Annotated in this window: 17 protein-coding genes; 6 read left to right on the plus strand and 11 right to left on the minus strand. The window is 63.3% G+C overall.

Annotated elements, in window-relative coordinates; translation table 11 throughout:
* Genes VFW72_RS11555 through VFW72_RS11570 form a run of 4 tightly spaced genes read right to left on the minus strand, consistent with a single transcriptional unit; the run spans window position 1 to window position 4,375 of the window.
* A complete protein-coding gene (locus tag VFW72_RS11555; RefSeq protein WP_329674449.1) occupies window positions 1-612 on the minus strand; it encodes a nucleotidyltransferase family protein in 612 nt (203 codons plus the stop codon).
* The gene (locus VFW72_RS11560) at window positions 597-1,643 is read right to left on the minus strand and encodes an XdhC family protein (protein ID WP_329674450.1); all 1,047 of its coding nucleotides are present in this window, start codon (window positions 1,641-1,643) and stop codon (window positions 597-599) included. Before VFW72_RS11560 ends, VFW72_RS11555 begins: the two co-directional genes overlap by 16 nt.
* A 3-nt stretch (window positions 1,644-1,646) precedes the next feature.
* A complete protein-coding gene (locus VFW72_RS11565; protein ID WP_329674451.1) occupies window positions 1,647-3,908 on the minus strand; it encodes a xanthine dehydrogenase family protein molybdopterin-binding subunit in 2,262 nt (753 codons plus the stop codon).
* The gene (locus VFW72_RS11570) at window positions 3,905-4,375 is read right to left on the minus strand and encodes a (2Fe-2S)-binding protein (RefSeq protein ID WP_329674452.1); all 471 of its coding nucleotides are present in this window, start codon (window positions 4,373-4,375) and stop codon (window positions 3,905-3,907) included. The genes VFW72_RS11565 and VFW72_RS11570 overlap by 4 nt, the downstream gene beginning before the upstream one ends.
* Window positions 4,376-4,429: 54 nt before the next feature.
* Here VFW72_RS11570 and VFW72_RS11575 point away from each other — a divergent pair, with 54 nt between their 5' ends.
* Window positions 4,430-4,999: a TetR/AcrR family transcriptional regulator gene (locus tag VFW72_RS11575; protein WP_329674453.1), complete on the plus strand. Its 570-nt coding sequence runs from the start codon at window positions 4,430-4,432 to the stop codon at window positions 4,997-4,999.
* Window positions 5,000-5,018: 19 nt separating this feature from the next.
* Here VFW72_RS11575 and mgtA read toward each other — a convergent pair whose 3' ends face one another.
* The 5 genes from mgtA to VFW72_RS11600 all read right to left on the minus strand — a co-directional run bounded on the left by mgtA (window position 5,019) and on the right by VFW72_RS11600 (window position 12,836).
* A complete protein-coding gene (gene mgtA / locus VFW72_RS11580) occupies window positions 5,019-7,730 on the minus strand; it encodes a magnesium-translocating P-type ATPase (protein ID WP_329674454.1) in 2,712 nt (903 codons plus the stop codon).
* 9 nt (window positions 7,731-7,739) lie between these two features.
* Window positions 7,740-9,311, minus strand: coding sequence for an FGGY-family carbohydrate kinase (locus VFW72_RS11585; RefSeq protein WP_329674455.1), 1,572 nt, complete (start codon window positions 9,309-9,311; stop codon window positions 7,740-7,742).
* Window positions 9,308-10,858: a glycerol-3-phosphate dehydrogenase/oxidase gene (locus VFW72_RS11590; RefSeq protein ID WP_329674456.1), complete on the minus strand. Its 1,551-nt coding sequence runs from the start codon at window positions 10,856-10,858 to the stop codon at window positions 9,308-9,310. Before VFW72_RS11590 ends, VFW72_RS11585 begins: the two co-directional genes overlap by 4 nt.
* On the minus strand, window positions 10,858-12,459 hold the full coding sequence (locus VFW72_RS11595) for an FAD-binding oxidoreductase (RefSeq protein WP_329674457.1): 1,602 nt from the start codon (window positions 12,457-12,459) through the stop codon (window positions 10,858-10,860). Before VFW72_RS11595 ends, VFW72_RS11590 begins: the two co-directional genes overlap by 1 nt.
* A 107-nt stretch (window positions 12,460-12,566) precedes the next feature.
* Entirely contained in the window at window positions 12,567-12,836 is a 270-nt protein-coding gene (locus tag VFW72_RS11600) for a DUF4404 family protein (RefSeq protein WP_329674458.1), read from the minus strand.
* A 76-nt stretch (window positions 12,837-12,912) separates the two neighbouring features.
* Here VFW72_RS11600 and VFW72_RS11605 point away from each other — a divergent pair, with 76 nt between their 5' ends.
* From VFW72_RS11605 to VFW72_RS11620, 4 genes are read left to right on the plus strand one after another with little or no spacing between them, the layout of a single operon-like run.
* Window positions 12,913-13,215: a flagellar basal body rod protein gene (locus VFW72_RS11605; protein ID WP_329674459.1), complete on the plus strand. Its 303-nt coding sequence runs from the start codon at window positions 12,913-12,915 to the stop codon at window positions 13,213-13,215.
* Between the two features lie 39 nt (window positions 13,216-13,254).
* Window positions 13,255-14,124, plus strand: a complete 870-nt coding sequence (locus VFW72_RS11610) for a creatininase family protein (protein ID WP_329674460.1) — start codon at window positions 13,255-13,257, stop codon at window positions 14,122-14,124.
* 31 nt (window positions 14,125-14,155) lie between these two features.
* Window positions 14,156-15,427, plus strand: coding sequence for a YncE family protein (locus VFW72_RS11615; protein ID WP_329674461.1), 1,272 nt, complete (start codon window positions 14,156-14,158; stop codon window positions 15,425-15,427).
* Window positions 15,424-16,572, plus strand: a complete 1,149-nt coding sequence (locus tag VFW72_RS11620; protein ID WP_329674462.1) for an alpha-hydroxy acid oxidase — start codon at window positions 15,424-15,426, stop codon at window positions 16,570-16,572. Before VFW72_RS11615 ends, VFW72_RS11620 begins: the two co-directional genes overlap by 4 nt.
* On the opposite strand, the gene VFW72_RS11625 is transcribed toward VFW72_RS11620, so the two are convergent.
* The gene (locus VFW72_RS11625; RefSeq protein WP_329674463.1) at window positions 16,560-17,855 is read right to left on the minus strand and encodes a pectin acetylesterase-family hydrolase; all 1,296 of its coding nucleotides are present in this window, start codon (window positions 17,853-17,855) and stop codon (window positions 16,560-16,562) included. The two genes, VFW72_RS11620 and VFW72_RS11625, sit on opposite strands and share 13 nt — an antisense overlap.
* Before the next feature lie 166 nt (window positions 17,856-18,021).
* Here VFW72_RS11625 and VFW72_RS11630 point away from each other — a divergent pair, with 166 nt between their 5' ends.
* On the plus strand, window positions 18,022-18,345 hold the full coding sequence (locus VFW72_RS11630; protein ID WP_329674464.1) for a 2Fe-2S iron-sulfur cluster-binding protein: 324 nt from the start codon (window positions 18,022-18,024) through the stop codon (window positions 18,343-18,345).
* A 31-nt stretch (window positions 18,346-18,376) separates the two neighbouring features.
* On the opposite strand, the gene VFW72_RS11635 is transcribed toward VFW72_RS11630, so the two are convergent.
* Complete coding sequence (locus tag VFW72_RS11635) at window positions 18,377-19,303, minus strand: hypothetical protein (protein ID WP_329674465.1); 927 nt, start codon at window positions 19,301-19,303, stop codon at window positions 18,377-18,379.
* Window positions 19,304-19,310: the final 7 nt, after the last annotated feature.

Genomic DNA, 19,310 nt, shown 5'->3' on the forward strand with positions numbered 1-19,310 from the left:
TCACCGGTGCCTCAGGCGTTCCAGGTCATCGGGGGTGTCGATGTCTTGCAAGACCGCGGTCGGATCGGCTTCGATCTGCAAGGCCTGGGACCAGTCCACCACGGCCTGGGCCCCTTTGTCGCCCGATAGGGTGGCCAGTTTCGGGAAGTCATGCGCAGGCAGCAGCCGAGGGTGGCCCATCTGTGGGGGCTGGCCCATGGCGCTGAAGACCACGGGCACCACGGGCCGTCGGGCACCGTCTGTCAGCATGGCTTGCGTCAGGCGTTCGATGAGGACGGTGTCCACTGCTGGCATGTCGGCCAAACCAATGATGACGCCCTTGAATCGGCTGGCCTTAGGGCTGGCCTGAATGGCGCGAATGCCGCATGCCAGCGAGGAGCCCAGGCCCTGCGTGGCCTCGGGGTTGACGACCTGCAGGGCACCGACTGCGGCGCACAGGGCCGTGCCCAAAACATCGTCCGGGGGGGTGACCACCCACAGAGCCGGGCATGCGGCTCGGTACTGGCTCAATACGTGGGCCAACATGGGCTGGCCATTGGGCAGCAAGGCGGCACGCTTGTCCTGACCGAAGCGGCGCGCCTGACCGGCGGCCAGAATCAGGCCAGCGAGCATGGCGTGGTCGAGGCGCTGGGTTGCGAAGCCGGCATCCAGTCGGGGCGTGACTGGCGCCAATCGGGGGTGCCGATCAGGCTGCGGACCTGAATCAGCTCGGCGGCAATGGACACAGCAATCTCTGCGGGGGTGCGCGAGCCGATCGGCAGGCCCACCGGGCCTTTCAGTCGAGCCACTTGCTCGGGGGTGACGTCAAACTCCAGCAAACGAGCCTGGCGTTTGCGGGTGGTCAAGGTCGAGCCCAGTGCGCCCACATAGAAAGCGGGCGACTTGAGTGCTTCCATCAGCGCGAGGTCATCGAGCTTGGGGTCGTGCGTGACCGTGATGACGGCGGTGCGCTCGTCGCAGGCGAAGGCCAGAACGGCATCGTCTGGCATGTCGCGAACCAGGGTCACATGCATATCAGACCAGCTGCCGGTGTATTCCTCTCGCGGGTCGCACACGGTGATGGCATAGCCAAGCGATTGGGCAATGGGGCACAGATAACGGCTGACCTCGGTGGCGCCAATGATGAGCAAACGATGGCGCGGGCCCAAAACCACCGCAAACCCTTGAGGGCTGTCGGCGAAGTCAAGCGGTGAGGCCTGACCTGGCGTGAGGGCGTGCCAATGCGCTTGCCCCGTGGCGTAGGCGAGCTGCTTGTGCACGCACAGCCCTTGTTGCATGCCATCGAGCGCCTGTTGCAGATCGCGGGCTGACCAGTTCGCTTCGATGGCCAGTCTCAGGGCGTTGCCGCAGGGCAGGCGATAGCGCTCGCGTTCGGCAGCATCGCGGCCGTAGGTGCGCAAGGACACGGCAGGGGCTTGGGGGGCCCAGAACATGCCTTGCCTCACCTCGTGTACCAAGTCGTCTTCCACGCAGCCGCCCGACACGGAGCCCACGACCAGGCCCGTTTCGCTGATGACGGCCATCGCACCCGGTGGGCGCGGGCTGGCCCCGTAGGTGCTGAGCACGGTGACCAGCACACAGCGCAGCCCTTGCCGCTGCCACTGCAGGGCTTGCTGGAGGACTTCCTGATCGTTGCTGCGCATGGCTCAACCCAGGCGAATCGGCAGGCTGCGAATGCGCTGACGGGTCAGCACATACAAGGCATTGGCCACGGCCGGCGCGATGGGCGGGGTGCCCGGCTCGCCCACACCACCGGGGGCATGGGTGTTGCGAACGATGTGGGTTTCGATCTTGGGCATCTGTGCCAGTCGAACCATGTCATAACTGGGGAAGCTGCTTTGCTCGACACGGCCTTGCGACAGGGTGATTTCGCCGAACAAGGCCGCGCTGAGCCCGAACACGATGGAGCTTTGCATCTGCGCTTCGACCGTGTCCGGGTTGACCACGATGCCGCAGTCGATGGCGCACACCACCCGGTGCACTTTGACCTGACCGTTGTCGATGGAGACTTCGGCCACCTGGGCACAGATCGATCCGAAGGACTCATGCAGGGCGATGCCGCGGGCCATGCCCTTGGGCAGGGGTTGATCCCAGCCCGCCTTTTGCGCAGCCAGGTCGAGCACGATGCGATGCCGCGGGTGCTGCGCGATCAACTGTCGGCGGTATTGGTATGGATCTTGTCCCACCGCGTGGGCCAGTTCGTCGACGAAGCTCTCGGTGAAGAACGCGTTGTAGGAGTGACCCACGCTGCGCCACGAGCCCACGGGCACGGGGGTTTGTGGGCGTACCTGGCGGACCGAGATGTGCTCGAAGTCGTAGGGGATGTCAAACGCGCCTTCGATCTGGTTCTTGTCAGGAGTATCGGCTGCGGCCCAGGGCAACAGGCGCTTGACCGAGTCGTAACCAATCGACTGCGCGACCAATTTGTTCGACCACGCGGTCACGCGGCCTTCCTTGTCGAGGGCGGCTTCGAATCGCGACAGCGCAGCCGGGCGGTACATGTCGTGCTGGGTGTCGTCTTCGCGTGTCCACACCAGCTTGACCGCCTGGCCATCCAGAGCTTTGGCGATTTCAACCGCTTGCTCGACCATGTCAATTTCCAGCCGGCGTCCAAAGCCTCCCCCGAGCAAGGGCACGTGCAGGGTCACATCGTCCATGTCGACCCCGGCAATCTGGGCCGCTTTCCATTTGGCCAGCGAGGGCGATTGGGTGGACACCCACACTTCCACCTTCTTGTCTTTCACGCGCGCCACGCAGTTGATCGGCTCCATGGCGGCGTGCGCCAGATAGGGGGCCCAGTAAGTGGCTTCGAGCCGCTTGGGGGCGGCTTCGATGGTGCGGCTTGCGTTGCCTTTGCTGACAAAGCCAAAGCCCGAGCGCTCCTGCAACTCGCGTTCGAACTGCTTGCGAATGTCGGCAGAGCTGAGCTGGTCGTGCTCGGTGCGGGTGTATTCGATCTTGACTTGCGCCAGGGCTTGCTTGGCACGCCACCAGCTGTTGGCCACCACGGCCACGCCGTCGCGAATCTGAACGACCTTGAGCACGCCCCGCATGCTGCGGGCGGCACTGTCGTCAAAGGACTTGACTTGCGAACCGAAAACCGGGGGTTGGGCCAGCGCGGCATAGGCCATGCCGTCGACCTTGACATCGATGCCAAACTGAGCCTGCCCATTGGTCTTGGCTGGGATGTCGAGCCGGCGTACGGGTTTGCCGATGAGTTTGTAGCGCGCCGGGTCTTTGAAGGGCACGTCGTCCGGCACGGCCAGCTTGGCAGCTGCTTCAGCCAGCTCGGCGTAGCGCAAGGAGCGGCCGGTGGCCGTGTGGATGACCCGGCCATTGTCGGCGTCGCAGGTCTGGGGCTTGACCTGCCACTGCTTGGCGGCGGCTTGAATGAGCATGGCGCGTGCGGTGGCTCCGGCCAGGCGCAAAGGCTCCCAAGCGTCGCGAATGCTGCTGGAGCCGCCAGTGACCTGCAGCGACAGGGCATAGCCCAGCCGCTGCACGGTCGAGCGGGCCACTCGGGCCACCCAGCTGTCGTCGTCCACGCCGAAGGGAATGACGTTGAGCAGCAGCGCGGTGTTGGCATAAATGCGGGCCACCGGCGCCTGTTCGACGCTGACGTCCTCCCAGCGGGCATCGAGTTCTTCCACGAGCAGCATGGGCAGCGAGGTCATCACCCCTTGGCCCATTTCCGAACGAGGCACAGCCACGGTGATGCGGCCATCGGGGCCGATCTTCACCCAACCGTTCAGCGCCACTTCGCCTTGGGCTGCGGGGAAGTCGGTGGGAGAGCCCAGGCGATTGGCGGGCGTGGGCGAGGCACATCCCACCAGCAAGCCACCGCCTACGGCGGTGCCGGCAATGAGGAACTGGCGGCGCGACAGAACCGGTTTGATGAGGTCACTCATGCTCGGCCTCCTTGGGTGGAGCCTTGTCCGGCCGCTTCATGAATGGCCGCACGCACACGCTGGTAGGTGCCACAGCGGCAGATGTTGGTCATGGCGTCGTCGATGTCGGCGTCAGACGGCTTGGGGTTGCGACGCAGCAGGTCGGTGGCGGCCATCAGCATGCCCGACTGGCAATAACCACATTGCGGCACCTGGTGCGCGACCCACGCTGCTTGCAAGCGTTGCAAAATCGGGTCGTCTTTCGACTCGATGGTTTGCACGCTGCGACCGGCTACAGCCACCACGGGCATCACGCACGAACGCGTGGCCACGCCATCAATGTGGACGGTGCAGGCGCCGCAGGCGGCAATGCCGCAACCGAATTTGGTGCCAGTCATGCCGAGTTCGTCGCGCAGTGCCCAAAGCAGGGGCATGTCGTCTTCGACATCAAGTTGGACGGCTTTGCCGTTGACGGTGAAGGTATGCATGGTGTACAGCGTACACCTTTTGTTTTGTGTCCGTCAAGCGGGTAACATCGCAGCATGTCCTACCCCAAGAAGACCAGCCGAGAGACCATTCTGGAAGCCGCGATCGGCCTGATCGAGGCGCAGGGGCTGGATCAGCTGTCCATGCGCACGCTGGCGGCCCAGTTGGGCGTCACGCCCAATGCGCTGTACCGCTATTTCGCCAGCAAGGGCGAGCTGGAGGTGGCTGTGGCCGACGAGGCTGGGCGTGTGCTGCTGACGGCCATGCAAAAAGCCGTGGGCCAGAAGGTGGGCCTGGATGCGATTCGTGCGGTGGCGCGCACCTACCTGAAGTTCGCGCGCCAGCAGCCTGCCTTGTACGCCTTGAAAATGCGCTACTGCAAGGACGAAAACGAAGAGCCTGACAGCCACAAGCAACTGTGGGCGGCCATGCTGGCGCTGGTCGATGGCTTGCAGGGCCCCTGGCAAGCTGAAGACCTGGCGATGAATCTGTGGGCCTACCTGCATGGCCTGGTTGAACTGGACCGGGCTGAACTGCTGGGCGGGCGCAAGCCCGAAGCCATCATCGACATTGGGCTGGATCTGTTCCTGGCTGGGCTGATGGCCACGCAAGCCCGCCCGGCTTGACGGCCTCGTGGCGCCGGCCTCACTGCCAGCCGTAGCGGCGAATGTAGAAGGTCTTCATGGCCTGTGCCAGCAGCAGGTAGGCCAGCAGTACGGCACCCAGAAACGGGAAGTACGCGGCCGGCAGTGACGTGAGCTTGAAGGCGCTGGCCCAAGGGCCTTGTGTCAAGACCAGGCCAATGCATGACATGAGTCCGGTCATGGTCAGCAGCATGGTCGAAGCATGGCTTTGCACAAAGGGCAGACGCCGGGTGCGCACCACATGCACCACCAGCATCTGGGTCAACAAGCCGACGAGAAACCAGCCTGATTGAAACAAGGTTTGTTGCTCGGGTCGATTGGCCTGCAGCCCCCACCAAAGGAAGGCGAAGGTGCTGAGGTCAAACACCGAGCTGATGGGGCCAAAGTGCAGCATGAAGCGGCTGAGGTCTTGCGGGTTCCAGCGCTGCGGCTGGGCGAGTTGTTCGGGGTCGACGTGGTCAAAGGGGATGCCGATCTGGGCGATGTCGTACAGCAGATTCTGAATCAGCAGGTGCATGGGCAGCATGGGCAGGAAGGGCAGCGCCACACTGGCCACCAGCACAGACAGCACGTTGCCGAAATTCGAGCTGGCGGTGAGCTTGATGTACTTGAGCATGTTGGCAAAAGTGCGTCGCCCTTGCTCCACGCCGGTGCTCAACACGGTCAGGCTCTTTTCCAGCAAGATGATGTCGGCGGCTTCCTTGGCGATGTCCACCGCGGTGTCCACTGAAATACCGATGTCGGCGGCCCGCAGTGCGGGCGCATCGTTGATGCCATCGCCCATGAAACCCACCACATGGCCGCTGGCACGCAACTGCCGCACCAGGCGTTCCTTGTGCTGGGGGGTGAGTTTGGCAAACACATTGTGGGTTTGCAGCGCTTCGCCGAGGGCTGCGTCGCTCAGGTCTTCCAGTGCATCGCCCAGCAGCAGGCCGTGGATGGGCAGTCCGACGTCATGGCACACCTTGCGGGTCACCCATTCGTTGTCCCCTGTCAGCACCATGACTTGCACCCCTTGCTGATGCAGCGACTGGAGGGCAGTGGCGGTGGTTTCCTTGGGTGGGTCGAGAAAGGCCACGTAGCCCATCAGCGTCAGGTCGCTTTCATCGGCCACGCTGTAGCGTTGCTGCTCGGTGCTTTGCTCTTTGATGGCCACCGCCACCACGCGTAACCCTTCCTGGTTCAGGTCCTGGGTGATGCGCTGAATTTCGGCCAGGCGATCGGGGGTCAAGGGCAGGTCTGTGCCGTCTCGGCGCACGTGGGTGCACACGCGCATGACCTCTTCTAATGCGCCCTTGCAGATCAGCATGTGGCGGCGGTCGTGCTCGATCACGATGACCGACATGCGGCGCCGCTGAAAATCAAATGGCACTTCGTCGACTTTGGCGTAGGCGGTGGCCACTTCCAGGTCGTGGTGCAGTTGCACCTGTTCCAGCACGGCCACATCGAGCATGTTCTTCAGGCCCGTCTGGTAGTAGCTGTTGAGGTAGGCCAGCTCCAACACATCGCGCGAGGTCTGGCCCCAGGCATCGGTGTGGCGTGCCAGCGCTATCTTGTCCTGGGTGAGGGTGCCGGTCTTGTCGGTGCACAGCACATTCATGGCCCCGAAGTTCTGAATGGCGTCCAGCTGCTTGACCACCACTTTCTGGCTGGCCAGTTTCACCGCGCCTTTGGCCAGGGTCGAGGTCACGATCATGGGCAGCATTTCAGGCGTCAGCCCCACTGCAATCGACAGGGCAAACAAGCCGGCTTCCAGCCAATTGCCCTTGGTGACGCCATTGAGCAGGAAGACCAATGGCACCATCACGAACATGAAGCGAATCAGCAGCCAGGCTACCTGATTCACGCCGGCTTGAAACTGGGTGAGGGGGCGCTGCGCACTGTTGAGCCGTTCAGCCAGGGCCCCGAAATAGCTGCGCGCCCCTGTGGCCACCACCACTGCGGTGGCGGTGCCCGAGACCACATTGGTGCCCATGAAGACGATGTTGTCGAGGTCCAGTGGATTGCGCAGCTGGGCATCGGCATCGTGCGCGAATTTCTCAACCGGCAGGGACTCGCCCGTCATGGCCGACTGGGCTACGAACAGGTCCTTGGCTTGCAAGATGCGGCAGTCGGCCGGGATCATGTCGCCTGCCGACAGGGCAACGACATCTCCCGGCACCAGTTCGCGCACCGCTGTTTCGCGTGCGGGCTGACCCGGGCGCAGCACCGTGGCCCGGTTGCTGACCAGTGCTTTGAGTTGATCGGCCGCCCGGTGTGATTTGCGCTCCTGCACAAAGCGCAGCGACACGGACAGCGCCACCATGCTGCCAATGACCACAGTGGCGCGCAGATCGCCTGTGAGCCAGGAAATCAGCGCCAGCAGACTGAGCAGCAGATCAAAGGGGGTGCGGTAGCAGTGCCACAGCAGTTGCCACCAAGGCAGCGGGCCTTCCTGTTCGATCTCATTGGGGCCGACCCGCTTGAGGATGCGGCGAGCCATTTCGGCGGGCAGGCCTTGCTCGCTGCTGTGCAGTCGGCTCAGCAGTGCAGCGGACGAGCTGGTCGCGGCCTGGCGCAATGCCTGAGCCTGATCGGCCGGGACAGCACGCTCGTGGGGCGTGCCGCCCAGCGTTTCCAGCATCGACCGGCGGTGGTAATGCCGATGGATGGCGCGGCTTCGCAGGAAGCGCGCAAAAAAGGCATGCAGCGGGTGACGGTGCGAGCGGGCCATGGGCCCATCTTAGTCGCGCTTGGGGTAGCCGGTGATCGACTGGATTTCGCTGTACAGGGGCGCCAGGCGTTCGTACATGTGCTTGTAGACCCGGTTGTAGAGCTGGTCATACAAACCTGCGTGGGCGGCGATGGGCTCGAACACCCGCTCGACACGGGTCATGGCGCGGATGGCGGCATCGAAATCGCCATACAGGCCCAGGCCGACAGCGCTGTCGATGGCGGCACCCAGACCCGATGTCTCGTAAGTGTGCGGACGGCAGGCGGGCAGGTTGAAAATGTCGGCGGTCAGCTGCATGGCCGCATCCGATTGCGATCCACCACCGGATACGCGCAACTCCTTCATCGGCGTGCGGGTCTTTTTCTCGATGCGCTCGCGCCCATCGCGCAGGGCATAAGCCAGGCCTTCCAGAATGGCGCGGTAGAGGTGCGCCCGCGTGTGGATGTCGCCAAAGCCGACGATGGCCCCCTTGGCATCGGGCCCGGGGTGGCGAATGCCGGGGGACCAGTATGGCTGCAGCATCAGCCCCATGGAGCCCGGAGGTACCGTGGCCACCATCTCGTCGAATAAGGCCTCAGGCAGGATGCCGGTTTGCTCGGCCGCCAGCATTTCGTTGTGGCCGAACTGTTCCTTGAACCAGCGCACCATCCAGTAGCCGCGGAAGATCTGCACCTCGCAGCTGAAGTGATGGGGCAGGGCCGCGGGGTAGGGCGGGACCAGGGGCAGCGCCTCCAGGTACTGGCTGGAGTTGATGTTGATGGTGGCCGTGGTGCCGTAAGACAGCCCCCCCATCTCCGGGCCCAGGCAGCCTGAACCCAGCACCTCGCAGGCTTTGTCCGCTGCTGCGGCCATCACGGGCAAGCCTTCGGGAATGCCTGTGGCCTGGGCCGCTTGGCGCGTGATCTGGCCCAGTTGGCTGCCCACCGGATAGAGCTCAGGCAGGTGGCGTGGCTCCATGGCCATGGCCTGCCATTTCCAGTCCCAACCCGCGGCCCACCTCTGGCGTTTGAAATCGAAGGGGATGTAGCCCACCTGCGAGCCAATCGAGTCCACAAAGCGGCCTGTGAGCCGATGGTTCAGCAAGCCTGACAGCAGCAGGAATTTGTGTGTTTTCTGCCAGACGTCAGGGCGAAACTCGGCCAGCCAATTGGCATCGGCTTCACGCTGGAAGTAGCGAATGGTGTCACTGGCCCCCACGGCCCGAAATGCGGCTCGCCAAGGCGCGCTGATCTTGGGGAGGCGGGTGGCATTACGCTGATCCAGCCAGATGATGGCGGGGTAGAGCGCCTGGCCGTTGGCGTCAACCGGCATGATGGTGCCGCGTTGGGTGGTGACCGACACCCCGCGCAGTGCGGGCTTGAGGGCGCTGTGGGTTTGCCACAAGCCCTGGCAGGCCTGGGCGGTGGCTTGCCAGAACCCGTCGACATCGTGTTCGAGCCAACCCGGCTGCGGCACCTGATAGTCGTCGAACCGAACTTGCGACTTGGCCACCACATTGCCGTGAAGGTCAAACAGGATCGCGCGCACACTCTGGGTGCCACAGTCGATCGACAGCAGCAGGTCGTCAGGTTGCCGGTTCATGGCGTGCCCTTCTTCATGGAGGCTGGCAGGCTGTAGCAGCGGTCGATCAGAGCCTGATAGCGCAGGCATTCCTGTTCCCATTGCACATCGGTCCAGCCCAGTGTGGGTTGAATCAGGGCACGCATCTGGCCGAGCAGGGCTTGACCACCGCGGGGCAGAACCAGACCCAGTCGGGTGCGACGCAACAGCAGGTCGTCCAGGTGATGAACCGCTTCATGTTGTGCAATCCAGCGCAGTTCGGCCCACCAGATGCGGGTGCCCGCAATGGGCCTGCATTCATCAGGGGCAGCCGAGGTCAACAGGGCATTGGCTTGATCGCCATAGCGACCGATGAGCCGGGCTTGTTCTGTGGCATCGAGTTTCAACAGAGTGGGGCCCGCCGTCGGGGTGGACAAGATGCGCTCGTTTTGCCAGTTCAGCTTCAACGCCGGATGGGCTCGTGCAGCCTGCCGCAAGGTGTCGAGTGCGATGGTGCGGAAGGTGGTGAGCTTGCCTCCCGTCACGGTGATCAGGCCTTGCTCGTTGAGCACGATGTGGTCGCGTGTTTCCTTCGATGGGTCCGCGGCACCACTGGACACCACTGGTCTCACACCCGCGTAGGTCGACACGATGTCTTCGGCTTGAATATCGAGGTGAGGGAAGGTGTGTCGTACGGCCTCTAACAGGTACATCACCTCGTCTTCGGTGATGGCTGGTTCCTGGTTCAGGTCGTGGGGGTGATCGATGTCGGTGGTGCCCACCAGGGCCATGCCTTCCCAGGGGTAGGCAAACACAGGTCGCCCGTCTCGCGGGTGAAACAGGCTGATCGACTGGGCCACCGGCAGACGCCACAGCGGCAACAGCAGGTGGCTGCCGCGCAACGGGCGCAACTTGGGGGGCTGCCCGAGTCGTTGGCGCAGTCCGTCGGCCCAGGCCCCGGTGGCGTTGATGACGCAGGTGGCGGCTTGGCTGAATGTGTTGCCCGATTCCGTCCGCAGGTGTGCGCCGCAGACGCGACCGTTTTCCACCATCAGGCTGTCGACCTGGGTGTAGTTGCTGACCTGGGCGCCATGGCCTCGGGCCTCTTGCAGCACACGCCAGACCAGCCGGGCGTCGTCGGTCTTGGCGTCCAGGTAGCCGGAGCCGCTGATCAAGCCCTTGGCATCGGTGTGCGGAGCCAGTTGCAGGTAGCCACTGGCATCCACCGCGTGACGATGGCGTTCGCCGCCGAGCAGGTCGTATACCGCCAGGCCCAGACGCATCAGCCTCTGCCCGGGCGACCGACCTTGGTAGTGCCCCATCAGAAAGCGTTGGGGTTCGACCAGCCCAGGGGCGTCTCGCAGCAATTGGCGGCGTTCGAGTACCGATTCACGGGTCAGCCCAATGGCGCCTTCACGCAAGTAGCGCAATCCGCCATGAACCAGTTTGGATGATCGGGACGAGGTGCCCCAGGCAAAGTCGCGCTGCTCGACCAGTTGGACCCGAGCGCCGCGCCGGGCAGCCTCCAGTGCGATGCCCGCACCGGTGATGCCGCCGCCGATGACCAGGATGTCGACGGGGGTGTTCATCAGAGATCACCCAGCAAATTGCCCGGAGCCATCACCCCTTCCTGATCCCATTCGCGTATCACGGCGCCAATGGCTGCGAGGTTGGCGGGGCCCTTTTCACGCTGAAACCAGGGGGCGTGGTCTTTGCCAACGCCGTGCTGGTGGGTGATGGTGCCGCCATGGGTTGCGATGGCGTCGCCCACCGCTTGCTTGAGCGACTGCCAGCGCGCCAGGGCGCTGCCGTAATCGGAGCCAATGCGGTAAACGAAGGTGCTGTACACACTCGAGCCTTGCGGGTACACATGCGACAGGTGGGTGTAGCAGTGTGTCTTTTCCCCATGGCGAGCCAAGGCCTGGCGGCCTGCTTCTTCCATGGCCTGCATCATGGGGGTAACGCGTGGCCAATCACAAGCCGTTTCCATGGTGTCGACCGCATAGCCGGCTTCCCACAGGCTGTTGCGCAGGTACACGTTCTGGAAGCGTTTGGCAGCCCACTTCTTGCCCAACAAGGTGCCTGTCGAGACGCCCCCGTGCGCGGCGATGATGGCAAATGCCAGCGAGCGCATGGCCCGCACTTGTGCGCGGCTGCCAGTCAGGCCCATCATCATCAGGCACTTGCCTTCGCCTACCCCGCGCAACGCCAGGTAGCGTTCGAGCCAGCCAATGGCACGGGCATGGCCTGCCATGCGCAGGGTGGTGAAGGTTTCGACGGCATTCGACAGGCGTAGCATCGACAAACCCAGCTTGGCCTGGGCCAGTTCACGTACCGCCGTCTGTGCAGCTTCCCAGGAGGGAAAGAACACGCCCACGAAGTCTTCCTGCTCGGGCAGGCGAGTGACCCGCACCTTGGCTTCGGTCAGCACGCCCATGCGGCCCTCCGAGCCCATGATCCATTCGCGCATGTCGGGGCCGGCGGCTGAAGCGGGGAAGGTGGGCAGCACCACCGTGGTGTCGGGCGTGACCAGGGTGCCGCCGGCAAACATGGCCTCGATGCGACCGTAGCGGGCCGATTGCTGCCCTGACGAGCGGGTCACGATCCAGCCGCCCAGGGTGGACAGCTCAAAGCTTTGCGGGAAGTGCCCCAGCGTGAAGCCATGGGCGCGTAGCTGGGCTTCGAGATCAGGCCCCGCCACACCCGCTTCGAACGTGGCGATCTGCGAAACCGGGTCGAGGCTGACCAGACGCATCATGCGGGTCAGGTTCATTGTCAGAACCGGTTTGTCTCCCACGGGTGTCAGGTGCCCCGCCACGCTGGTGGCCCCCCCGCAGGGCAGCACATGCACGCCATGTTGCTTGGCCCAGGCCAGGAGTGCCTGCACATCTTGTTCGGTTTCGGGATGTGCCACGCCGTCGGTGACTCGGCCGATCTGACCGAATCGCAGGCGCAGCCAGTCCCACGCAGATTGACCAAAGCTGGCGCGCAGACGTGCTTCGTCTGTCGTGTCGATCAGGGGGTGTGTGGGCAGACGTGTCGGCTGGTGCTTGACCTGTGCCAGGGCCTGTTCCCAACTGGCGTCTTGGGCTGGCGGGGCAGCGCCGATCGCGTCTTGCAAGAAAGCCAGGGCTTCCGGTTTGAGTGCTTCGGTGTTGTGGGTGTCACCCCAGCCGTTCCAGCGTCGCATGATGGCAGTGCTCTCGTTGTGTTCGTCAGTGCGCGCATCTTGCCGATTTCAGTCGGCTGATGATTGACAAATGACGACAGGGTGCGAGAGCCTGCCGGTGGCAGAGATCAGATGCCGATCTTGCCCAGCCCGTCCATCAGGTCGCGCAGCGTGGCTTCCAGGTAGGGATGTTGTGCGGCAAATTTGGCGGAGACGTCGCGTGCGCGGTCTTCCAGGCTTCCCTCATCGGTGGGGGCTGTGGCAGGCTGTTCCAGTGCGCGATGAATGTCTTGCGCCAGGGTTTGCAAAATGGCACGCAATTCGGGGTCTGGGCGTTGTCCAGCTTCCAGCTCAGCGTGCAGTTGTTCCAGGGTTTGCTTGATTTTCTGATTGTCCATAGCGGGCCTCTTTGTTTAGAGAAATTGTAGGACTGAGGGCGCTGTTGTGGCGAGTGTTGTCTGGAGGTCATCCATCATGGGCTCTGTTTCTGCCATTGCCATGTCCGGCGTCAATGCGGCTTCGATGCGCATGGGGGCTGCGGCCCACAATATCGCCAACGCCGAGACGGCCAACTTCCGACGCCAGCAGGTGTCACAAGCCGCGGAAGCGGCGTTAGGGGGCGTCACGGTGACCCTGAGTCAGTCTGCCGCCGAAGGGGATGCCTTGGCCAATGACATGGTGTCGCACAAGATTGCGAGCTATCAGTACCTGGCCAACCTGCGGGTCATTCGTACCCAGGATCGCATGATGGGTTCCTTGCTCGATATGCAGGCCTGATTACACTGCCCCCATTCGATTCGATTGGGGGAGCCCGTTGTGGCTGGACTGAATGCAGGACGGCGTCCGCTGGCGAGGTTCGCGGTGGGGGCACTGGTTGTGGGCCTGGCGGCAGGCTGGGTGCCAGGCTTCATGCCCACGGCACACGCGCGTGTGGTGAGTGAAGCCTCATCCACGGTGTACCTGGAAGAAATGACCTCGCCCGAGTTGCGTGACCGCATTGCCGGTGGGGCCACGGTGGCCTTGGTGCCAATCGGTGGCACCGAGCAGAATGGCCCGCATATGGTGCTGGGCAAGCACAACGTGCGCGTGCATGCGCTGGCGGGCCGCATTGCCCGCAGCCTAGGCCATGCGGTGGTCGCACCCGTGATCAGCTACGTGCCTGAAGGCGCGGCCTCGCCTCCACAGGCCCATATGCGGTTTGCGGGCACCTTGAGCGTGCCAGAGCCGGTTTTTGAGGGCGTGCTCGAAGGCGCTGTGCGTAGCCTGGTGCAGCACGGGTTTCGCACCGTGGTGTTCCTGGGTGACCATGGCGGCTACCAGAAGTGTGAGGAACGTGTGGCGGCCCGATTGAACCGGCCTGGGGCTGGTTTGAAGGGCGCGCGTGTCGTGGCCTTGCGCGAGTATTACGAGGCGACCCAGACTCGCTACGTGGCCAACTTGAAATCGGCTGGATTTGCCGAGGCCGAGATCGGCACGCACGCCGGTTTGGCCGATACCTCGCTGACGCTGGCAGTTGATCCGGCTCTGGTACGGGTGTCATTGTTGTCCGCAAGCCGCAAGTGGACCCCGTCAGATGGGGTGTATGGCAATCCTGCGCGGGCCTCTGCTGATCTGGGGCAGATCGGGGTGCAGCGGATTGTGGAATCATCCGTTCAGGCCATTCGTGCTGCCGAAGCGGCGCGTTGAAGCTTTTTGATTCCGAACCGATATCTTGATCATGAAACCGACTGTTCGTCTGCTGAGTGGGGTCGCTGTGGCGGCTGTGGTGGCGCTGGCGTGGCCGCGCTTGGGTTTGCGCGCTGCAGCACCTGTGGCGCCGGCCTCGTCGGCATCAGCGAATGTGGCGGTGGCCACCGTGCCGGGCATGCCGCCGGTCCTCGATCCGCACAACCTGTACAGCGAAACGGCGCCAGGCAAGGTCTCTCCGGCGCTGAAGGGTGATCCCGCACGCATTTACGTACCCAATCTGCGTTCAGACGACGTCTCGGTCATTGACCCGGAAACCCTGAAGGTGGTGGACCGTTTCAAGGTGGGCGATTCGCCCCAGCACATCGTGCCCGCATGGGACCTGCGGACCCTGTGGGTGGCCAACAATGCCGAGCGCAAGAAAACGGGCAGCCTGACCCCGATTGACCCGCGCACAGGCAAGCCCGGTCGGGCTGTGGATGTGGATGACCCCTACAACCTGTATTTCACGCCCGATGGCAAGTCAGCCATCGTGGTGGCGGAAGCTCGCCATCGCCTTGATTTTCGTGATCCGAAGACCATGGCCATGCAGTACTCGATCGAAGTGCCGCAATGCGGTGGCATCAATCATGCTGACTTTTCGATCGATGGTCGCTACGCCATTTTCACCTGCGAGTTCCAGGGTAGCCTGGCCAAGATCGATCTGGTGAATCGCAGCGTGTTGGGATATCTGGTTTTGCAGATGCCCAAGACACGGTTCAAGGATGTGCCGGTGATTGGCGGCCCCGATGTGTCCGAGATCTGCACGTCGCGCAAAGGCATGCCGCAAGACATTCGCATCTCGCCCAACGGCAAGCGCTTCTTCGTGGCCGACATGGAAGCCGACGGCGTGCATGTCGTGGACGGCGAAACTTTCCAGGAAGTCGGCTTTATTCCCACCGGGGTGGCTGCGCATGGCCTGTACCCCAGTCGAGATGGCAAGAGCCTGTACGTGGCCAACCGTGGCTCACACAAGATTCATGGGCCCAAGCGCGGCAAGGGCAGCGTGTCGGTGATCGACTTCGCGACCGAGAAAGTGGTGTCGCAGTGGCCCGTTCCGGGCGGCGGCAGCCCTGATATGGGCAACATCAGCGCCGATGGCCGGTGGCTGTGGCTGGCGGGGCGGTTTGACGATGTCGTCTATCGCATTGACACCACCAATGGCGACATGCGCAAGATCAAGGTGGGCATGGAGCCCCATGGCCTGGTCGTGTGGCCGCTGCCCGGGCGCTACTCACTGGGGCATACCGGTAACTTGCGATGACATCACTTCAAGGTTGTCACAACATCGACAGCCTGGCCCGGCTTGCCCAGCGCTATCTGCCCCGTTTGGTTTGGGACTACATCGAAGGCGGCGTAGACGACGAAGCCTGCCTGGTGCGCAACCGACAGGCCTTTGACGGCGTGACACTGATGCCGAGGTATCTGGTCGATGTGTCGTCGCTGACCTTGTCACGCAGCTTGTGGACGCAGACGTATGCCATGCCCTTGGGCATCGCCCCGACCGGCCTGGCCGGCTTCGCGCGTCATGGAGCGGATTTGATGCTGGCGCGGGCCGCCCAACAATTCGGTGTGCCCTTTGTGTTGTCAGGGGCTGGCACCGCCTCGATTGAGGCGGCAGCTCAGGCTGCGCCCGATCAAACCTGGTTTCAACTCTACGTGTCACGTGAACAACGCATCACGGAAGACCTGGTTCGGCGCGCGGCCGCCGCGGGCGTGCAGCATCTGGTGGTCACGGTGGACGTGCCCGTGCACAGCAACCGCGAGCGCGATGTGCGCAACGGATTTGTGCCCCCGGTCAAACCGACGCTGTCCGCGATCGCCGATGCCTTGTGTCATCCGGCGTGGTTAGCCCGATTCGCGAAGCAGGGCTTGCCACGCTTTGAAAGCTGGGCGCCCTATGCCGGCGAGGGGGCTTCGGCGCGGCAGATTGCAGATCTGTTTACCTCACAGATTCCCTTCACCCAAACCTGGCGCGACCTGGCTCGCCTGCGCGAGCTGTGGGCGGGCAAGTTCATTGTCAAAGGCATCTTGCATGCAGACGATGCGCGTCGAGCGGTGGAGGTCGGAGCCGATGCAGTGTGGGTGTCGAACCACGGCGGCCGTGTGCTCGACAGCGCCCCGTCTGCTTTGAGTTGTTTGCCAGCCATTCGTCAGGCGGTGGGCCCTCAGACGGTGCTGCTGGTGGACGGCGGAGTGCGCCGAGGCAGCGACGTGATCAAGGCCTTGGCCATGGGGGCTGACTTCGTGTTTGCCGGCCGGCCCATGATGTACGGCGTAGCAGCCGGTGGGCAAGCCGGTGTGGCCCAGGCCTTGGCCATTTTCCAGCGAGAGCTGTCGCTGGGCGTGGCGCAGTTGGGTGGCTGGGGCTCAGCCACCCACACGCCTGTTCAGGATCAGGGCTTGTAAGGGTCATCCAGGCCACCGGCCAGGAATGACAGATAGGGTCGGACCCATTCGCCCAGGATGTTGATGATGTCAGTCTTGCCGCGCTTGTAGTCGCCTACGGTGTCACGCTCGAACGCCTTGATCGGGGGCGCGGAGCGGTCCAGCGTGTTGTTGATGAATGACTTGACCGACGACAGGCCGGCTTCTTCGATGCCGGTATTGGCAAAGTCCATCACGGTCATGGTGTGGGCGGCGGCCAAGCCACGCCAGTACGCGACGTAGTACCCCACATTGGGCAAGTCGCTCATGTCGGTCACCCACTGGTTCACGTCCTTCATCCACATGCCGTTGACCACGTCAAAGCGAGCCTTGTCGTTGGGTGCGTTGCGGATGCTGTCGTAGAAGTAGGCATACGAGAACATCGAGTACACGCCATCGCGCTGGAAGGTGGTGTAGCCGAATCGATCGTTCGGGAATTGTTTGGCCAAAGCGCGGGTCAGGCTGCCGAAGTTGTCCACATTCAATCCGCCGTTGACCAATTGCGACTTCAATCGTGGCACGAAGCCGGTAGCCGCTTCCAGGCCCCAGGCGTCACGAATCTTGTCATGCAGGGGCGATGACGGGTGCTGGCTGGGGTCGCCGTTGCGTGGGGCGTTGAAGAAGGGGCCGCTGTCGTTGAGCAGCGATGACTTCTTCGGGTTCATCGCGTTACGAATGGTCGCGTATTGGGCGGTCGAACCGGTGCCGCCAGCCGAGAAGCCAGTCACCAGCAGTTCGTCAGGGCGATACATGTTGGCCGCCAGCCAATTGGCTGCCGCGATGATGTTGCGGTCGCCGCGGTGGTACTCGGTGCGAGGTTGGCTGGCGTTCTTGTCGCTGTACACCGCGACCTTGTTGCCCACGTGCACGTCGCCCGTGCAGTAGGGCACGTAGACGATGTTCCAGGACTGCGTTTGCACGCTGGCCAGCGGGTTGATGCGCGAGGTGAAGGGCGTGACATAGCCCAGGAAGGCACGAGTCAAACCGGTCAGGTAATTGGTGGGGACGCCGTTGGGATTCGATGCCCCCAGGATGCCGCCGTCGCCTTCGCATACGCCCTGGCTCCAGCAGGCGCCGCCGCCTTCGAACATGACCACGGTTTTCTTGGTGAACAGGGCGCGGTTGACAAAGATTCGGTAGGGGGAGCCATCACCGCAGGCGGCACCGCTGGCCGCAGGCATGGTGACGGTTTCCCAGGTGTAGTACCCGGCTTGCGCCGTGGCCGTGCAAAGCAAGGCGGCGGCGGCCAATGCAAACGATCTCATGTCTTCTCCCGTGATGAATGTTGGATGAGGGGTACTGCAGGGAACACGAGCCGAAGTGTCCGATAACATGATGTTCGTATCACTTCGGGTTTTTTCTCGTTGGCGCGCAAATGAGGGGTGGGCAACGAAAACGCGCTTGACAAGGGCGGCGTTATGCTGTCGGCGTATGGATGCCGATGCCGTTTTTCAGCTGCGCATAGAGCCGCAGGGGTGGGTGTGTGAGGTCCCGGCGAGGGTGCCACTGTGGCGTGCTGCTCGCCGCGCCGGGATTCGCCTGCCCAGCAGTTGCCTCAACGGCACCTGTCGGACCTGCTTGTGCCGATTGAAACAAGGGCAGGTGACTTACACCGTGGAGTGGCCCGGGGTGAGCGCGGATGAGCGAGCCGAGGGCTGGGTCTTGCCCTGTGTGGCCAGAGCCCTGTGTGATGTGGTGCTGGAGGTGCCTGCCGCAGTGCAGGAGGCGCCCCTGTCGATCGATCCAACCGCCTGATCCGAAAGCGATCGACCGCAGTGTGCCTCGGTCAAGCGCCCGCTTGCGGTGGTGACGAGGCTGCTTGGGCTGCCGCGGTCACCGAGGCATGTGCTGCCGCGTCCAGGTCCAGCAGCTTTTCTTCGATGAAGTCTTTTTCGATCAGCGTGCGCTGCATGGTTTCGCGCAACTTTTCGAGTTGACCTTTCAAGCCATCGCGTTCGCGGGTGACCTCGTCCAGTTGCCGGCGCACTGCAGCGGAGGCGCCATCTCCTTTGGATTCGGCCCGACCGGCTTCGGCCTGCATCAACTCGATTTCACGGCTCAGGGTGGCGGCCCGAGACTCGGCGGCCTGGGCGCGTTCCTTGGCTCGGGCCAGCAACTGCTGTTGCTGGTCGAGACTCACTCGCAGCGCCTCGGTCGACTGGTTGGCGGTTTCGGCTACGCGAACGGCTCGGCGTAGTTCCGCTATCACCTTTTGTGATTCGTCCAGGCGTGCTTTGAGCGCTTCCATCTCCGCGGCCATGCGGGTGCGCTGAGTCTGGGCGGCCTCCAGCTTGTGCTGGTGGGCATCACGCCACTGGGCAAACGAATCGGTTCCGGATTGATTGCCGATGGAGTCCAGCACCTGTCGAATGTCTTCCAGAAACTTGCCATGGTCGGGCAGCTTCTTTCCACTCAGCTCCTGCAGCATGGATTCGAGCTTGCGGAAATGCTCTTCCGTCTCGGATGCTGCAGGGGGTGGGGCGCTGCTGGGCTGCTGGTTCAGGTCCGACAGTCGATCGACCAGGCGGTCTGTCGATTTGGTCGAGTCGCGCAGGCGCTTGCCTGCTTCCAGCAGATCGCGTGTGCCGTTGACCAGCAGGCTGTGGGTGGCTTCGGTCTGCTTCGAGATCTTGAACAGCATGAAGCCCAACATCAGGATGGAAACGGCGTTGCCAATGAAGACAAACAGAACCGCAATCTGTTCAAGCTGCATAGGGGCT

Source organism: Aquabacterium sp. (assembly GCF_036273115.1).
Lineage (GTDB): Bacteria > Pseudomonadota > Gammaproteobacteria > Burkholderiales > Burkholderiaceae_C > Aquabacterium.

What these genes read in the sequence shown, in the direction of transcription:
- VFW72_RS11585 (WP_329674455.1), bottom strand. Translation starts at nt 9,311, where the DNA reads ATGAACCGGCAACCTGACGACCTGCTGCTGTCGATCGACTGTGGCACC.
- VFW72_RS11595 (WP_329674457.1), bottom strand. Translation starts at nt 12,459, where the DNA reads ATGCGACGCTGGAACGGCTGGGGTGACACCCACAACACCGAAGCACTC.
- VFW72_RS11570 (WP_329674452.1), bottom strand. Translation starts at nt 4,375, where the DNA reads ATGCATACCTTCACCGTCAACGGCAAAGCCGTCCAACTTGATGTCGAA.
- VFW72_RS11605 (WP_329674459.1), top strand. Translation starts at nt 12,913, where the DNA reads ATGGGCTCTGTTTCTGCCATTGCCATGTCCGGCGTCAATGCGGCTTCG.
- VFW72_RS11565 (WP_329674451.1), bottom strand. Translation starts at nt 3,908, where the DNA reads ATGAGTGACCTCATCAAACCGGTTCTGTCGCGCCGCCAGTTCCTCATT.
- VFW72_RS11630 (WP_329674464.1), top strand. Translation starts at nt 18,022, where the DNA reads ATGGATGCCGATGCCGTTTTTCAGCTGCGCATAGAGCCGCAGGGGTGG.
- VFW72_RS11615 (WP_329674461.1), top strand. Translation starts at nt 14,156, where the DNA reads ATGAAACCGACTGTTCGTCTGCTGAGTGGGGTCGCTGTGGCGGCTGTG.
- VFW72_RS11625 (WP_329674463.1), bottom strand. Translation starts at nt 17,855, where the DNA reads ATGAGATCGTTTGCATTGGCCGCCGCCGCCTTGCTTTGCACGGCCACG.
- VFW72_RS11635 (WP_329674465.1), bottom strand. Translation starts at nt 19,303, where the DNA reads ATGCAGCTTGAACAGATTGCGGTTCTGTTTGTCTTCATTGGCAACGCC.
- VFW72_RS11600 (WP_329674458.1), bottom strand. Translation starts at nt 12,836, where the DNA reads ATGGACAATCAGAAAATCAAGCAAACCCTGGAACAACTGCACGCTGAG.
- mgtA (WP_329674454.1), bottom strand. Translation starts at nt 7,730, where the DNA reads ATGGCCCGCTCGCACCGTCACCCGCTGCATGCCTTTTTTGCGCGCTTC.
- VFW72_RS11560 (WP_329674450.1), bottom strand. Translation starts at nt 1,643, where the DNA reads ATGCGCAGCAACGATCAGGAAGTCCTCCAGCAAGCCCTGCAGTGGCAG.
- VFW72_RS11590 (WP_329674456.1), bottom strand. Translation starts at nt 10,858, where the DNA reads ATGAACACCCCCGTCGACATCCTGGTCATCGGCGGCGGCATCACCGGT.
- VFW72_RS11555 (WP_329674449.1), bottom strand. Translation starts at nt 612, where the DNA reads ATGCTCGCTGGCCTGATTCTGGCCGCCGGTCAGGCGCGCCGCTTCGGT.
- VFW72_RS11620 (WP_329674462.1), top strand. Translation starts at nt 15,424, where the DNA reads ATGACATCACTTCAAGGTTGTCACAACATCGACAGCCTGGCCCGGCTT.
- VFW72_RS11575 (WP_329674453.1), top strand. Translation starts at nt 4,430, where the DNA reads ATGTCCTACCCCAAGAAGACCAGCCGAGAGACCATTCTGGAAGCCGCG.